Origin of the sequence: Streptomyces sp. NPDC051561 (assembly GCF_044454195.1) — a bacterium.
In the GTDB taxonomy this organism is placed as follows: Bacteria; Actinomycetota; Actinomycetes; order Streptomycetales; family Streptomycetaceae; genus Streptomyces.
Map to the genome: position 1 here is coordinate 126,520 of NZ_JBITDM010000005.1, position 15,747 is coordinate 142,266.

16 protein-coding genes are annotated in these 15,747 nt (G+C 69.9%); 1 reads left to right on the forward strand and 15 read right to left on the reverse strand.

The features are described 5' to 3' along the window. Both ACIA73_RS13995 and pyrR read right to left on the reverse strand, forming a co-directional pair. Entirely contained in the window at positions 1–984 is a 984-nt protein-coding gene (locus tag ACIA73_RS13995; RefSeq protein ID WP_399439031.1) for an aspartate carbamoyltransferase catalytic subunit, read from the reverse strand. A 95-nt stretch (positions 985–1,079) separates the two neighbouring features. Next, positions 1,080–1,667 (reverse strand): bifunctional pyr operon transcriptional regulator/uracil phosphoribosyltransferase PyrR, encoded by a 588-nt coding sequence (gene pyrR / locus ACIA73_RS14000; protein WP_399438703.1) that lies wholly within the window; start codon positions 1,665–1,667, stop codon positions 1,080–1,082. Positions 1,668–1,929: 262 nt separating this feature from the next. On the opposite strand from pyrR, the gene bldD reads away from it, so the two are divergent. After that, complete coding sequence (gene bldD, locus ACIA73_RS14005; protein ID WP_185030598.1) at positions 1,930–2,430, forward strand: transcriptional regulator BldD; 501 nt, start codon at positions 1,930–1,932, stop codon at positions 2,428–2,430. 230 nt (positions 2,431–2,660) lie between these two features. Here the strand turns inward: bldD and nusB are convergent, their stop codons facing one another. The 13 genes from nusB to ACIA73_RS14070 form a co-directional block, all read right to left on the reverse strand. Continuing rightward, a complete protein-coding gene (gene nusB, locus ACIA73_RS14010) occupies positions 2,661–3,095 on the reverse strand; it encodes a transcription antitermination factor NusB (protein ID WP_399438704.1) in 435 nt (144 codons plus the stop codon). Between the two features lie 2 nt (positions 3,096–3,097). After that, complete coding sequence (gene efp / locus ACIA73_RS14015) at positions 3,098–3,664, reverse strand: elongation factor P (RefSeq protein WP_399438705.1); 567 nt, start codon at positions 3,662–3,664, stop codon at positions 3,098–3,100. 61 nt (positions 3,665–3,725) lie between these two features. After that, the gene (locus ACIA73_RS14020) at positions 3,726–4,841 is read right to left on the reverse strand and encodes an aminopeptidase P family protein (RefSeq protein ID WP_399438706.1); all 1,116 of its coding nucleotides are present in this window, start codon (positions 4,839–4,841) and stop codon (positions 3,726–3,728) included. A gap of 137 nt (positions 4,842–4,978) precedes the next feature. Next, a complete protein-coding gene (locus ACIA73_RS14025; protein ID WP_399438707.1) occupies positions 4,979–5,935 on the reverse strand; it encodes an AAA family ATPase in 957 nt (318 codons plus the stop codon). 188 nt (positions 5,936–6,123) lie between these two features. After that, entirely contained in the window at positions 6,124–6,561 is a 438-nt protein-coding gene (gene aroQ / locus ACIA73_RS14030; protein ID WP_399438708.1) for a type II 3-dehydroquinate dehydratase, read from the reverse strand. A gap of 5 nt (positions 6,562–6,566) precedes the next feature. After that, positions 6,567–7,670: a 3-dehydroquinate synthase gene (gene aroB, locus ACIA73_RS14035; RefSeq protein ID WP_399438709.1), complete on the reverse strand. Its 1,104-nt coding sequence runs from the start codon at positions 7,668–7,670 to the stop codon at positions 6,567–6,569. Then, positions 7,667–8,149, reverse strand: coding sequence for a shikimate kinase (locus tag ACIA73_RS14040; protein ID WP_399439032.1), 483 nt, complete (start codon positions 8,147–8,149; stop codon positions 7,667–7,669). Before ACIA73_RS14040 ends, aroB begins: the two co-directional genes overlap by 4 nt. 29 nt (positions 8,150–8,178) lie before the next feature. Next, a complete protein-coding gene (aroC, locus tag ACIA73_RS14045; RefSeq protein ID WP_399438710.1) occupies positions 8,179–9,363 on the reverse strand; it encodes a chorismate synthase in 1,185 nt (394 codons plus the stop codon). Positions 9,364–9,497: 134 nt separating this feature from the next. After that, entirely contained in the window at positions 9,498–10,334 is an 837-nt protein-coding gene (locus ACIA73_RS14050) for a shikimate dehydrogenase (RefSeq protein ID WP_399438711.1), read from the reverse strand. Next, a complete protein-coding gene (gene mltG / locus ACIA73_RS14055) occupies positions 10,331–12,115 on the reverse strand; it encodes an endolytic transglycosylase MltG (RefSeq protein WP_399438712.1) in 1,785 nt (594 codons plus the stop codon). Before mltG ends, ACIA73_RS14050 begins: the two co-directional genes overlap by 4 nt. 125 nt (positions 12,116–12,240) lie before the next feature. Then, entirely contained in the window at positions 12,241–12,705 is a 465-nt protein-coding gene (gene ruvX / locus ACIA73_RS14060; RefSeq protein WP_399438713.1) for a Holliday junction resolvase RuvX, read from the reverse strand. Next, complete coding sequence (alaS, locus tag ACIA73_RS14065; protein WP_399438714.1) at positions 12,705–15,374, reverse strand: alanine--tRNA ligase; 2,670 nt, start codon at positions 15,372–15,374, stop codon at positions 12,705–12,707. The genes ruvX and alaS overlap by 1 nt, the downstream gene beginning before the upstream one ends. Further along, positions 15,374–15,742: a DUF6167 family protein gene (locus ACIA73_RS14070; protein WP_399438715.1), complete on the reverse strand. Its 369-nt coding sequence runs from the start codon at positions 15,740–15,742 to the stop codon at positions 15,374–15,376. The genes alaS and ACIA73_RS14070 overlap by 1 nt, the downstream gene beginning before the upstream one ends. Positions 15,743–15,747 lie beyond the last annotated feature (5 nt).

A 15,747-nucleotide genomic window follows, 5' to 3' on the forward strand; every position in this document is an offset into this window, starting at 1 on the left:
TTACTTGTTCTCCTCGGTACGTGCGGTGGTGTGGGCGGCGGACTCGTTGCCGCCGAGAAGCAGATAGAGGACGGCCATCCGCACGGAGACCCCGTTGGCGACCTGCTCGACGACCGTGCACCGGTCGGAGTCGGCCACCTCTGCGGTGATCTCCATGCCGCGGACCATCGGGCCGGGGTGCATGACGATGGCGTGCTCGGGCATCTTCGCCATCCGCTCGCCGTCCAGTCCGTACCGCCGCGAGTACTCGCGTTCGGTCGGGAAGAAGGCCGCGTTCATGCGCTCGCGCTGCACGCGCAGCATCATCACCGCGTCGGACTTGGCGAGGACGCTGTCGATGTCGTACGAGACGTGGGCGGGCCAGTGCTCGACGCCGATCGGCAGCAGGGTGGGCGGTGCCACGAGGGTGACCTCGGCGCCCAGGGTGTGCAGCAGGTCGACGTTCGACCGGGCGACCCTGCTGTGCAGGACGTCGCCGACCAGCGTGATCCGCTTGCCGTCCAGGTCCTGGCCGAGGCCCGCGTCCCGGCCGACCAGCCGGCGCCGCATGGTGAAGGCGTCGAGCAGGGCCTGGGTGGGGTGCTGGTGGGTCCCGTCGCCGGCGTTGATGACGGTCGCGTCGATCCAGTCGGACGTGGCGAGCCGGTAGGGGGCCCCGCTCGCGCCGTGCCGGATGACGACGGCGTCCACGCCCATCGCCTCCAGCGTCTGCGCGGTGTCCTTCAGCGACTCGCCCTTGGAGACCGAGGAACCCTTGGCGGTGAAGTTGATGACGTCCGCCGAGAGCCGCTTCTCGGCGGCCTCGAAGGAGATCCGGGTGCGGGTCGAGTCCTCGAAGAAGAGGTTGACGACCGTGCGGCCGCGCAGGGTGGGCAGCTTCTTGATCGGCCGGTCGGCGACCCGGGCCATCTCCTCGGCGGTGTCGAGGATCAGGACGGCGTCGTCGCGGGTGAGGTCGGCGGCCGAGATGAGGTGGCGCATCATCTGGGTTCTCTCCAGGTTCACGGAGGGCGGGAAGGCGTACGAGCAGGCAGCAGTCGCCGCACGACCCGGATCACGGGCCGCGCAGCGGGCAGGCGCTACTTGTCGGCCGGGGCGGTCTGCTTGACACCGAGCAGCACGGTGTCGCGACCGTCCTCCTCGGCGAGCTGGACCTTGACCGTCTCCCGCAACGACGTGGGGAGGTTCTTGCCGACGTAGTCGGCACGGATCGGGAGTTCGCGGTGGCCGCGGTCGACCAGGACCGCCAGCTGGACCGCGCGCGGGCGGCCGAGGTCGCCGAGGGCGTCCAGGGCGGCGCGGATGGTGCGGCCGGAGAAGAGCACGTCGTCGACGAGGACGACCAGGCGTCCGTCGAGGCCGTCGCCGGGGATTTCCGTACGGGCCAGGGCGCGCGCGGGGCGCATCCGCAGGTCGTCGCGGTACATGGTGATGTCGAGGGAGCCGACCGGCATCGGGCGGCCGGTGATCTCTTCGAGCTTGGCGGCGAGCCGGCGGGCGAGGAAAACACCGCGGGTCGGAATGCCGAGAAGCACGCAGTCGTCGGCGCCCTTGGCGCGTTCGACGATTTCGTGTGCGATACGGGTCAGAACCCGTGCGATGTCGGGGCCTTCGAGAACTGCCCGCGCATCGGAATTGTTGGTAAGACCTGTGTTGCTGGTGTCCATATGAAACGGACCTCCTTCTCCGCCTCACGGGACGGTTCTTAAAGGACGTCGAGATGTGCGTGTTCCACGGTACCAGGGCCTCCGGATCCCTTCTCGGCCGGGTGCGGAAGTACCGGCCCGCAAGGTGGTGAAGTGCTCGGATCCCTTCTCTCACGGGGCTCCCACCCATTCGGCTTGACGCATCCAAGTAACGCTGCGTAACCTCACAGTGAGTTACCAGCCACGCGGCGGAGCCGCAATGTTCCAGCGTCCGGGGAGCTTTATGTCCAGCGAATACGCCAAGCAGCTCGGGGCCAAGCTCCGCGCGATCCGCACCCAGCAGGGCCTTTCCCTCCACGGTGTCGAGGAGAAGTCCCAGGGCCGCTGGAAGGCGGTCGTGGTGGGTTCGTACGAGCGCGGGGACCGCGCGGTGACCGTGCAGCGTCTCGCCGAGCTCGCGGACTTCTACGGGGTTCCGGTCCAGGAGCTCCTGCCGGGCACCACGCCCGGCGGTGCCGCCGAGCCGCCGCCCAAGCTCCGTCTCGACCTGGAGCGTCTCGCGCACGTTCCCGCGGAGAAGGCAGGACCGCTCCAGCGGTACGCGGCCACCATCCAGTCGCAGCGCGGCGACTACAACGGCAAGGTGCTGTCGATCCGTCAGGACGACCTGCGCACCCTCGCCGTGATCTACGACCAGTCCCCCTCGGTCCTGACCGAACAGCTCATCAGCTGGGGCGTCCTGGACGCGGACGCGCGTCGCGCGGTCGGCCACGAAGAGGTCTGATCCGCACCTCTCGCGCCTTGTGCCGCAAGAGAAGAAACGTCCCGTCGGGGGCGGTGGTGGCAGCTGATGCCGCTGCCGCCCCCGGCGGTTTTTTCATGCCCGTGCGACACACGCGTACGGCACGCACGAACAACACGCATGTACGACGCACCCGCCCCGGCACGCGGAAGGGCCCGCAGCACACGGCTGCGGGCCCTTCCGTTCGCGGCATCCCTGCCGGAGCGACAGCGTCAGCTGTCCTCGCGGCGGAGGTTCGGCTTCAGGTCCTTGAAGCGGCCGAGCAGGCCGTTCACGAACGACGGGGAGTCGTCGGTGGAGAACTCCTTGGCGAGTCGAATCGCCTCGTCGATCACCACTGCGTCCGGGGTCCCGTCCACCCACACCAGCTCGTACGTACCGAGCCGAACGATGTTGCGGTCCACGACCGGCATCCGGTCGAGGTCCCAGCCCTCGGCATAGGTCGCGATGAGCTCGTCGATCCGGGCCGCGTACTGCGCGTACCCCTCGACGAGTTCCATCGTGTATTCGGTCACCGGCGGCTGTCGCTCGTCGCTCCGCGAGTGCCGGACCCAGTCCGCGAGGACATTCTGCACGGACGTGCCGCGCTGATCGGCCTCGAAGAGGATCTGGAACGCGCGCTTGCGGGCGTTGTTGCGAGCGGCCACGGTTAGCTGTTCACCCGGCCGAGGTAGTCGCCCGTGCGGGTGTCGACCTTGATCTTCTCGCCGGTCGTGATGAAGAGCGGGACGCCGATCTCGTAATCGGTCTCCAGGGTGGCGGGCTTGGTGCCACCGGTGGAGCGGTCGCCCTGCACACCCGGGTCGGTGTGCTTGATCGTCAGCTCGACGGCGGCCGGGAGCTCGACGTAGAGCACCTCGCCCTCGTGCTGGGCGACCGAGGCGGTGAAGCCCTCGATCAGGAAGTTGGCGGTGTTGCCGACGGACTTGCGGTCGACCATGAGCTGGTCGTACGTGTCCATGTCCATGAAGACGAAGTAATCGCCGTCCATGTACGAGAACTGCATGTCACGGCGGTCGATGGTGGCCGTCTCGACCTTCGTGCCGGCGTTGAACGTCTTGTCGACGACCTTGCCGGACATCACGCTCTTGAGCTTGGTGCGCACGAAGGCAGGGCCCTTGCCGGGCTTGACGTGCTGGAACTCGACGACGGACCAGAGCTGGCCTCCGTCGAGCTTGAGCACCATGCCGTTCTTGAGGTCGTTCGTGGAAGCCACGGTTGCGGAATCTCCTGGACTGGTGGAACGACCGACGGAACGCACGCGGCAGGCGCAAAAGCTAGAGCGCGAGCAGTTCCTTGGTCGTAATGGTGAGTAGCTCGGGTCCGCCGTCCGCCTCGGGGCGCACGACGAGAGTGTCATCGATCCGGACTCCGCCCCGACCTGGGAGGTGAACCCCCGGCTCGACGGTGACCGGCACACAAGCGTCCAGTTTACCCATGGCTGATGGTGCCAACTGCGGGTCCTCCACGATTTCGAGTCCCACACCGTGCCCGACGGACGCCACAAGGGCCTCTCCGTACCCCGCCGCCTCCAGCGGCTGGCGTGCCGCACGGTCCACTTCGCGGTACTCGACACCGGGCGCGAGGGACTCCCTGGCCGCCCGCTGGGCCGCGAACACCAGGTCGTACAGCTCGATCTGCCAGTCCGCCGGGGTCGTCCCGATGACGAACGTACGGCCGATCTCGACACGGTATCCCCGGAACTCGGCGCCCAGGCCCACCGAGAGGAAGTCGCCCTCCTCGACCCGGCGGTCGGTCGGACGGTGGCCGCCCCGGCCGGAGTTGGGTCCGGTGCCGACGGAAGTGGCGAAGGCGGGGGCGGTGCCGCCGTGGTCGACCAGGCGGCGCTCCAGCTCCAGGGCGAGATGGCGTTCGGTGCGGCCGACCAGGATGGATTCCAGCAGCTCACCCAGTGCCTGGTCGGTGATCTCGGCCGCGGTGCGCAGACAGGAGATCTCCTCCTGGTCCTTGACGATGCGCTGCTGCTCGACGGCGGAGCCCAGTTCGGCGAGCTTCAGCCGGGGGGCCACCGATCCGAGCGCCCGGTAGCGGGCGACCGTCAGGTGGTGCTCCTCCACGGCGAGCAGGGCCGCCCCGGCCGCTCCCGCGAGGTCCGCCGCCGCGACGGCCGCGTCCGCGCCGGGCGTCGGCAGGACACTGATCCGCAGGTACTCGTCCGGGCGCCCCTCCACGGACACGCCCTCGGGCGTGCGCGGACACAGCAGTACGTCGTTCTCGGGGCCGCCGGGGCCGAGCAGCACCACCGCTCCGGCCGGGGCGCTGCCCGCGAGATAGCGGACGTTGGCGGGCCGGGAGACGAGTACGGCGTCGCTGCCCGCGGCGGCCGCTCGGTCGCGCAGCCTCCCGCGGCGGATTCCATGGGCCTCTGACATGCCTTGAGCGTAGGTACGGAGGCGGGGGCGCGCCGTTTCTGCGCGTCCGACCGGGTCTGCCGGGGCCGGACCACGAGGCGGGCGGGCCACCACGAGGCGGGCGGGCCACCGGGGGCGCGGGCTGTCAGGTGGGCGGGCTACCAGGTGGGCGGGCTCGCCATCGCGCGGGCCAGGGTCTCGTCGAGGAGCTGGGCGGTGGTGGCGACGTCGTACTGGGAGTTGTCGATGATCGGGAGCCCGGAGCCGTACCAGCCGGCCATCCGCCCGTGGATGCGCGCCACTTCCTCGTCGCTGAGGCGCCTGTTGCCGCTGCGCTTGGCGTTGCGCTCCAGGACTATCTCCAGGCCCGGCAGCAGGACCACGGGGAGCAGTCCGGGGCCCACGTGCCGCTTCCAGCCGCCGAGGCCGACCACGGGCCGGTCGGGGAAGACCGCGTCGTCGACGATGCAGGAGATGTTGTTGGCGAGGAAGTTGCGGGCGGCGAAGCCGCAGGTGCGGCGGGCGAGGCGGTACTGGGCCTCGGAGTGGTCGTTCCACCCGGCCTGCGGGTCGGCGAAGCCGGAGCAGACCCATTCGCGGACGTCGTCCAGGCTGATGTGCGCGGTCGGCACCCGGCGGCTCTGCGCCCAGTACTTGGCAACCGTCGTCTTGCCCGCCCCGGCCGGGCCGATCAGCAGCACCGCGAGGGTGGTGTTCCCGGTGTGCGCGGCGGCGGCCGGTGGCGCGGGCAGCGGTACGGGGCCGCCCGGGGGCAGTTGGATGTGCCCGGTGGTGTCGCGGGCGCCGGGGGGCACGGGGGCCTGCTGGGGCTGCGGGCCGTTGCCGGGGCCGTGCGTGGTGAAACCGGGGGCGGGGGGTTGCTGTTGCGCGTGCGGGGGCTGCTGCGGGTGCGGCTGGTGCGCCTGGGGGTGGGGCTGCTGGGGCGCAGGGGGCCGGTGTGCATGCGGTGCCGGGTGCTGCGGTTGGGGCGGGCCCTGGGGCGCCGGGGGTCCCGCAGGCGGCAACGGGGCGCCCTGCGGGTGCGGGGCCGCGCCCGCCCAGGCCGCGCCGGGTCCGTGGGGAGGTGGCAGCGGAGCCCCCACTACGTGCTGCATCCGGTGCCACTCCGTCTCGTACAGGCGACTGTTGCCGGGCCTACGGTCCACCGGAAGCGATGAACCGAATCGTGTTGATGCTGACCCGCGAAGGCCCACTCGAACCCTCGCACGGTACCGCCTCCGTCCGTTCACCTGATGAACGGACGGAGGCGATCCTAAATGCCCTGCCCGACAAGACGGTTGTTTCAGGCGTCGCGTTGCTCCGCCAGCGCACGGAGCGCCAACAGGTACGAGCCGATCCCGAAGCCCGCGATGGTGCCACTGGCGACGGCGGCCACCACCGAGGTGTGCCGGAATTCCTCCCGGGTGTACGGATTCGAGATGTGCACCTCGATCAGCGGGGCGGTGCGCTGGGCCGCCGCGTCCCGCATCCCGTACGAGTAGTGCGTGAAGGCCCCCGGATTGAGCACGACCGGAATCGCACCGTCCGCCGCCTCGTGCAGCCAGCGGATCAGCTCGCCCTCGTCATTCGTCTCGCGTACGTCGACGTCGAAGCCGAGCTCCTTGCCCAGCCCCCGGCACGCCTCCACGAGCCCCTTGTACGAGGTCGCCCCGTACACATCGGGCTCCCGCGAGCCGAGCCGCCCGAGGTTCGGACCGTTGAGTACCAGGACCCGGCTCATGCGGCTCACGCTGCGATCTCGGCGTGTGCCGCCAGCAGCATCGCCGGGTCCGGGCCCTCCAGCACGGTCGGCTTGGCCAGACCGTCGAGCACGATGAAACGCAGCAGGTCACCGCGCGACTTCTTGTCGACCTTCATGTTCTCCACCAGCTTGGGCCACTGGTCGCCCCGGTAGGTGAGCGGCAGCCCGACGGACCCCAGGACGGAGCGGTGCCGGTCGGCCGTGGCGTCGTCCAGCCGGCCGGCGATCCGGCCCAGTTCGGCGGCGAAGACCATGCCCACAGACACGGCCGCCCCGTGCCGCCAGTTGTAGCGCTCGTTCTTCTCGATGGCGTGGCCCAGGGTGTGCCCGTAGTTGAGGATCTCGCGGCGTCCGGCCTCCTTGAGGTCCCCGGACACCACCTCCGCCTTGACCTTGATCGAGCGGACGATCAGCTCGGCGGTGTGCGGGCCCTCGGGGGTGCGCGCCGCCTGCGGGTCCTCCTCGATCAGGTCGAGGATCACCGGGTCGGCGATGAAGCCGGCCTTGATCACCTCGGCGAGACCGCTCACGAAGTCGTTGACCGGCAGCGAGTCCAGCGCCGCGAGGTCGCAGAGCACCCCGGCCGGCGGGTGGAAGGCGCCGACGAGGTTCTTGCCCTCGGCGGTGTTGATGCCGGTCTTGCCGCCGACCGCCGCGTCCACCATGCCGAGCACGGTCGTGGGAACGGCGATCCAGCGCACCCCGCGCAGCCAGGTGGCCGCCACGAAACCGGCCACATCGGTGGTGGCCCCTCCCCCGACGCCGACGATCACGTCGGTGCGGGTGAAGTTGGTCTGGCCGAGCGCCTTCCAGCAGTACGCCGCGACCTCGACGGTCTTGGCCTCCTCCGCGTTCGGGAGCTGGATGGCGATGACGTCGTACCCCTGTGCGGCCAGGTCCTCCCGTACCGCCTCACCGGTCTCGGCGAGTGCCTCGGGGTGCAGTACGGCGACCCGCTTGGCCTTCTTCCCGATCAGCCCGGGAAGCTCGCCCAGCAACTGCCGCCCCACCAGCACGTCGTACGCCTCGGTGCCGTCGGTGCCCCCGACGGTGATCCGGGTGGGTGCTACTGCCTGCTCGCTGGTCATGCGTCCTTCAACTCCAGTGCGTCGAGGACCGCCTGGGCGACCTCTTCGGGGGTGCGTCCGTCGGTGGCGACGACCACCCGGGCGACCTCGGTGTACAGACTGCGGCGGGCCTCCATCAGCTCACGCCACTGCTTGCGCGGATTGACGGCGAGCAGCGGGCGCGCCTGGTTGAGACCGGTGCGTCTGACCGCCTCCTCCACATCCATCGACAGATAGACGACCGGGTGCGCGCAGAGCAGCTCCCGGGTCTCGCCGTCGAGGATCGCGCCACCGCCGAGCGCCAGCACACCCGTGTGCTGCTCGACGGCCGTACGGACGGCCGCCCGCTCCAGATCACGGAAGTACGGCTCGCCCTCATCCACGAAGATGTCGGCGATCGCACGCCCCTGAGCCGCGACGATGTCCGCGTCGGTGTCCCGGTGGGCGATCCCCAGCCGGTCCGCGAGCAGCGCGCCCACCGTGGTCTTGCCGACCCCCATCGGGCCGACCAGAACGATCCGGGGGCCGGTCACCGGATCTGGAGGTTGTCGAGGAACGACTGCACATTGCGCCGCGTCTCGCCCACGCTGTCGCCACCGAACTTCTCGGCGACAGCGTCCGCGAGCACCAGCGCCACCATGGCCTCGGCCACGATGCCCGCCGCCGGAACGGCGCAGACATCGGAGCGCTGGTGGTGCGCGGCGGCGACATCGCCGGTCGCCACGTCGATCGTGGCCAGTGCCCGCGGCACCGTCGCGATCGGCTTCATCGCGGCCCGTACCCGCAGCAGTTCACCCGTGGACATGCCGCCCTCGGTGCCACCGGCCCGCCCGGTGGTGCGCTTCACACCGTCCGCCGTCGGCACGATCTCGTCGTGCGCCTTGGAGCCCGGCACCCGCGCCAGGTCGAAACCGTCGCCGACCTCGACGCCCTTGATCGCCTGGATGCCCATGAGGGCGCCCGCGAGCCGCGAGTCCAGCCGCCGGTCCCAGTGCGTGAAGGAGCCGAGCCCGACCGGCACGTTGTACGCCAGGACCTCGACCACTCCGCCCAGGGTGTCGCCGTCCTTGTGGGCCTGGTCGATCTCCGCGACCATCGCCTTCGACGCGTCCGCGTCCAGGCAGCGCACCGGGTCCTCGTCCAGCTTCGCCTCGTCGGCGGGGACGGGCAGCACACCGTACGGAGCCTTGGCCGCGGCCAGCTCCACCACGTGCGAGACGATCTCGATGCCGGTGGTCTGCTTCAGGTACGACCTGGCCACCGTGCCCAGCGCGACCCGCGCCGCGGTCTCCCGCGCACTGGCCCGCTCCAGCACCGGACGCGCCTCGTCCAGCGCGTACTTCTGCATGCCCGCGAGGTCCGCGTGGCCGGGGCGGGGGCGGGTCAGCGGCGCGTTGCGCGCCAGCTTGGCCAGCACCTCGGGGTCCACCGGGTCGGCCGACATGACCTGTTCCCACTTGGGCCACTCGGTGTTGCCCACCATGATCGCGACGGGGCCGCCCATGGTCAGGCCGTGCCGCACGCCACCGAGGAAGGTGACCGCGTCCTTCTCGAACTTCATCCGAGCGCCGCGCCCATAACCGAGCCTGCGTCGTGCCAGCGCGTCCGCCACCATCTCCGTGGTGATCGGCACGCCGGCGGGAAGGCCCTCCAGCGTCGCGACGAGTGCGGGTCCGTGGGATTCTCCCGCGGTCAGCCAGCGCAACCTGCTCAACGGTGCTCCTCATGCTCGCGCCTGGATCTGCGACGACGCAGCCCGGATGCGCGGCCCGGACCCGCCGACCCCGATCCTCCCACGGCCAGGGGTGCGCCCTTGCCCCAGGTCCAGCACTCGGACGAACCGCCCGGCTACCGGACAGTGCCCGCCAGCGCCCGCATCCCCGCGGCCCGCATCACGGCGAGCGGCGCCTCGGTGACGCCCGTCATCTGCTCGACCTGCAACACCGCCTGGTGCACCAGGAGATCAAGTCCTCCGACCACTGCTCCCCCACGCGCGGACCAGGCCGCCGCGAGGGCGGTGGGCCACGGGTCGTACAGCACGTCGAAAAGCGTGCCGACGGCTTGCGGTACGTCCGCGGCCAGCGCGTCGGTGGTCCCGGCCGGTGTGGTAGCGATCACCAGTGGCGCCGCGAACGCCTCCCGGGCATCGGCCCAGTCGGCGGTCCGCACATCCACTCCGAGGCGCTCGCCCCAGGTCCGCATCTCCACCGCGCGCGCATCGCTCCGTACGTACGCGGTCACCGGGCCGGCGCATATCCGCGCCAGCGCCGCCAACGCCGAGGAGGCGGTAGCACCGGCCCCGAGGATCGCCGCGGACTCGACCTTCTCGACTCCGCGCTCGCGCAGGGCGGAGATCATCCCGGGGATGTCGGTGTTGTCGCCGAGCCGCCGCCCGTCCCGGGTGAGGACGACCGTGTTGACCGCCTCGACCGAGGCAGCGGTCGCGCTGACCTCGTCGAGCAGCCCGATGATCGCCCGCTTGAGCGGCATGGTGAGCGAGAGCCCCGCCCACTCCTGCCCCAACTCCCCCATGAACGCGGGGAGTTGGGCCTCGCCGACCTCGTAGCGACCGTACGTCCAGCCGTCGAGGCCGAGCTCCGCGTAGGCGGCACGGTGCAGGACCGGGGAGAGCGAGTGGGCGATGGGCGAGCCGAGGACGGCGGCCCGGGTGCGGGGGCTGCTCACTGCTTGGACTTCTTCCGTTCCGCGTTGTACTGGTCCACGTAGCGCTGGTGCTCCGCGTAGGTGTTCGTGAAGACGGTCTTCTCCGAGGAGAGGGAGACGAAGTAGAACCAGGGGCCGGGCTTCGGTTCCAGCGCCGACTTCAGGGCGTCCTCACCCGGGTTGCTGATCGGGCCGGGCGGCAGGCCCTTCCGCTTCAGGTAGTACGTGTTGTACGGGTCGTCGAAGGTGGCCAACTTGTTCGTGTCGCCGATGTCCAGCGTGCTCGTCGACTTCAGGTAGTTGACCGTCGAGTCGAACTGGAGGCGACCATGGGTCTCCTGCTGGTTCGGCTTGAGGCGGTTGTAGACGACACGTGCGACCTTGTCGAAGTCGTGCGGGTACTTGCCCTCGGCCTGCACCAGGCTCGCCACGGTGAGCAGTTCGTACGGCGAGTTGAGGCCGAGCTTCTGGGCCGTGCCCGCCAGGTTCTGGTTCTCGTAGTGCTGGTTCGCCTCGGCGACCATCTTCTTGAGTACGTCCTCGGGCTTGGTGCCCTTGGCGACCGAGTAGGTGGCCGGGTAGAGGAAGCCTTCGAGCCGATCGAGGATGTCCTTGTCCTCGGGCACCCAGGTGGGCAGACCCAGGTTCTTGATCTGGTCCTTGGCGACCTTCTTGGTCGAACCGGCCGCGAGATTGAGCCTCTTGTCGAGCTCCGCGTAGACGGCGGCGTTGCGGGTGCCCGGAGGCAGGTTGTAGTTGTTCCGGCTCGCCGGGCTGAGCATCAGCTTGAGCGCGCTCTCCGCGGACATCTCCTTCTTCAGGGTGTAGACACCCGCCTGCAGGGAGTTGCCCTCGGGGTTCTTGGCGAGCGCGGCCCGGAAGGCGTCGATGCTCTTGACCACGCCCTTCTGCTTGAGGACGGCGCCGATGTCACTGCCGACGAAGCCCTTCTTGACCTCGATCTCCACCGAATCGGTGCCCTCGCCCGAAAAGTCCTCCACCGGCCCGAACCGGGCCTGCCAGAACTGGTAGCCGAAGTAGCCAACCGTGCCGAGTCCCCCCACGAGAACCAGCGAAACCACCAGGCACGCGGCGCCGCTGCGGCCCTTCTTCTTGCCCTTGCCGGACTTGCCGCCCTTGCCGCCGCCCCGGCGCGAGGAACGCGGGTCGTCGTCGTACTCGTCGTACCCGTCGTCCGCACCGTCGGCGTCCCGCTGGTCCTTGCGGCGGTCGTCGGCGCCCGTGAAGAAGGGGTGCTCCTCCTCGGCGGGCATGTCCGCGTCCCAGTCGGTGACGGGTTCCGGCGGGTTCTGCCGCTGAGTGGGGGGCTGCGGCGGGGGGTACGCCTGCGGGGTTTGGTAGTAGTCGTGCTGGCCGGTGTCGTAGCCGGGCTGCTGACCGCTGTACGGGTCGGCCGGGTTCATCCCGTACGGAATGGCCTGGCCCTGACCGGTGTCCCAGTTCTCCTGGTAACCCTGGTTGCCCTGCTGGCCGTAACCCTGCTGCTGGCCCTGCGGCCCGTAACCCTGCTGCTGCGGGTACTGCTGCTGGGGGTGTTGTTGCTGCTGGGGATGCTGTTGCTGCTGGGGGTACTGCTGACCGTCGTAGTACGGCTGCTGGGGCTGGCCCTGCTGCGGGTACTGCTGCGGCGACTGGCCGTCGGCGTACGGGTCCTGACCGTACGCCGACTGGCCCTGCGCGGCCTGCTGCTGCCCGCCCCAACCCTGGCCACCCTGGTCCCCGTACAACGGGTCCTCTGGATGCCACGGTTCGGAGCCCTGACCCCGGCCATACTCAGTCATCGGTCCCCTAGAGCCGCTGGGCGGCGGGACCGGCGCGCGTGGGGCACGGCAGACGTCCCGCCTCAATTTCCTGTGCGGCAGCTGTTCGAAACGCCGCCACGGCGCGGAACGTTACCGTATCGCGATCAGACAACCACTTCGACGGCTTCGCCGGGAAGCTCTCCAGACACCCGTTCGGCCTCAAGCGCGTTCTGAAGAATGACAATCGCGGCGGCCTGGTCGATGACAGACCGGCCCTTTTTGGACTTCACGCCCGAGGCGCGCAGCCCCTGAGTGGCCGTCACTGTGGTCATCCTCTCGTCCACGAGCCGGACGCCGATGGGCGCGATGCCCTTGGCGAGCTCCTGGACGAAGGCCCTGACCTTGGCCGCGGCCGGCCCCTCGCCCCCGTTGAGGGAGCGAGGGAGACCGACGACCACTTCGAGGGGTTCGTACTCCTCGACCAACTGCTTCAGCCGCCGGTGGGCGGCCGGGACATCACGTCCCGGCACGGTCTCCACCGGGGTGGCGAGGACCCCGTCGGGGTCGCACGAGGCGACCCCGATCCGGGCGTCCCCGACGTCGATCGCGAGTCGGCGTCCGCGTCGCATCAGGCCGTTTCCCCGACGAGGCGCTCGACGGCGTCGATGGCGTCGCCGATGGCCTCGACGCTGGTGCCGCCGCCCTGGGCGACGTCCGGCTTGCCGCCGCCGCCACCACCGAGGGTCTTGGCGGCGGTACGGACCAGGTCGCCGGCCTTGAGACCGCGCTGGCGGGCGGCCTCGTTGGTGGCGATGACGGTGAGCGGGCGGCCGTTGGCGGTGGTGAACAGGGCCACCACGGCGGCGCGGTCGCCCTGGATGCGGCCACGGACGTCGAGGACCAGCTTGCGCAGGTCGTCGGCCGTGGTGCCGTCCGGCACCTGCCCGGTGACCAGGGCGACGCCCTTGATGTCCTTGGCGCCCGCGACCAGCCCGGCGGCGGCCTGCAGCACCTTCTCCGCGCGGAACTTCTCGATCTCCTTCTCGGCGTCCTTCAGCTTGCCGAGCATCGAGGAGATCTTCTCCGGCAGCTCCTCGGGACGCCCCTTGACCAGTTCCTGGAGCTGGGCGACGACCGTGTGCTCACGGGCCAGGAACTTGTACGCGTCGACGCCGACCAGGGCTTCGATACGTCGCACACCCGAGCCGATCGAGGACTCGCCGAGCAGCTTCACCAGACCCAGCTGGGCGGTGTTGTGCACGTGCGTGCCGCCGCACAGTTCCTTGGAGAAGTCGCCGATGGTGACCACCCGGACGCGCTCGCCGTACTTCTCGCCGAACTCGGCGATGGCGCCCTGCTTCTTGGCCTCGTCGATCGACATGACCTCGGCCTGCACGTCGAGTTCGTGGCTGAGGACCTCGTTGATCTTCTGCTCGACGTCGGTCAGGACGGCGCCGGGAACGGCGGCCGGGGAGCCGAAGTCGAAGCGGAAGCGGCCGGGCTGGTTCTCCGAACCGGCCTGGGCGGCCGTCGGGCCGAGAGCGTCGCGCAGCGCCTGGTGGGTGAGGTGGGTGGCGCTGTGGGCGCGGGCGATGGCGTTGCGACGGTGTACATCGATGATCGCCTGGGCCGGAGCGCCGACGGTGACCTCGCCGACCTGGACGACGCCCTTGTGGACGTACACACCCGGGACGGGCTTCTGGCAGTCGCGGATCTCCACGATGGCGCCGTTGTCCAGCTTGATGCGGCCGGTGTCGCCGATCTGGCCGCCTCCCTCGGCGTAGAAGGGGGTGCGGTCCAGGACGATCTCGACGTCGTCGCCCTCGGTGGCGGCCGGGGAGGGGACCCCGTCGACCAGGATGCCGACCACTCGCGACTCACCGACGGTGCTGGTGTAGCCGATGAAGTCGGTCTCGCCGGCGGCGTCCGCGATCTCGCGGTAGCCGGACATGTCGGCGTGGCCGTGCTTCTTGGCCTGGGCGTCGGCCTTGGCGCGGTCCCGCTGCTCCTTCATGAGGCGGCGGAAGCCGTCCTCGTCCACCGAAAGGCCCTGCTCCTGGGCCATTTCGAGGGTGAGGTCGATCGGGAAGCCCCAGGTGTCGTGGAGCAGGAACGCCTTGTCGCCGGAGAGGACCTGGCCACCGGCGGCCTTGGTCTCGGTGACGGCGGTGTCCAGGATGTTGGTGCCGCCCTTGATGGCCTTGAGGAAGGCGGCTTCCTCGGCGAGGGCGACGCCCAGGATGCGCTGGCGGTCGGTGATGAGCTCCGGGTACTGCTGGCCCATCGTGTCGATGACCGTGTCCACGAGTTCCTGGACGACGGGGCCGGTGGCACCCATGAGGCGCATGTTACGGACGGCGCGGCGCATGATGCGGCGCAGCACGTAGCCGCGGCCCTCGTTGCCGGGGGTGACACCGTCGCCGATGAGCATCACGGAGGTGCGCATATGGTCGGCGACCACGCGCATCGAGACGTCGCTGTTCCGGGCGGCGCCGTAACGCACACCGGTCAGCTCGGTGGCCTTGTCCATGACGACGCGCAGGGTGTCGGTCTCGTACATGTTCTGTACGCCCTGGAGGATCATGGCGAGGCGCTCCAGGCCGAGGCCCGTGTCGATGTTCTTCGACGGGAGCTCGCCGAGGATCTCGAAGTCCTCCTTGCCGAGCCCGGCGCCGCGCTCGTACTGCATGAAGACCAGGTTCCAGATCTCCACGTAGCGCTCGTCGTTGACGGCGGGGCCGCCTTCGACGCCGAACTCGGGACCGCGGTCGTAGTTGATCTCCGAGCACGGGCCGCAGGGGCCGGGGACGCCCATCGACCAGTAGTTGTCCTTCTTGCCCAGGCGCTGGATGCGCTCGGCGGGGACGCCGATCTTCTCCCGCCAGATCTCCTCGGCCTCGTCGTCGTCGAGGTAGACGGTGATCCAGAGCTTCTCCGGGTCGAGACCGTAACCGCCGTCGTCCAGGGACTTGGTGAGGATGTCCCAGGCGAAGCGGATGGCCCCTTCCTTGAAGTAGTCCCCGAAGGAGAAGTTGCCGCACATCTGGAAGAACGTGCCGTGCCGGGTGGTCTTGCCGACCTCTTCGATGTCCGGCGTGCGGACGCACTTCTGGACGCTGGTGGCGCGCTGCCAGGGGGCCTTGACCTCACCGAGGAAGTACGGCTTGAAGGGCACCATGCCGGCCGGGACCAGCAGCAGAGTCGGGTCGTCCGCGATGAGCGACGCCGAAGGGACAACGGTGTGACCGCGCTCCTCGAAGAAGCTCAGCCAGCGGCGACGAATTTCTGCCGACTCCATCAGTGGTCCTCATTCCGGTGAGACGAATTCCCGCGTTCGGGCGGGGAGTTGGTGGTGTGGTGCGAAGGCTCGGTGTGACGCGAAGGCTGGTCGATCGCCGCAACGTAACGCTGCGGCCCAAGCGCTCGCGCGTCGTCGGGGGCCGTGTCCAGGCCGAGCGCGTCGCCGAGTTCGGCCTCGCGCTGAACCATGCCGGCCCGCACGTCGAGCGCGAAGTCCCTGAGCCTGTGGCCCGCTTCGACCGCCTTGTCTGCGGCCTGCGCGGCGAGGCTCTCGGGGGTGAGCGCCTTGATCTTGCGGTTGACCTTCTGGGTGGCCCACACTCCGGCTGCGGCGCCGGCGGTGAACCAGAACGTACGGCGGAACATCGCTG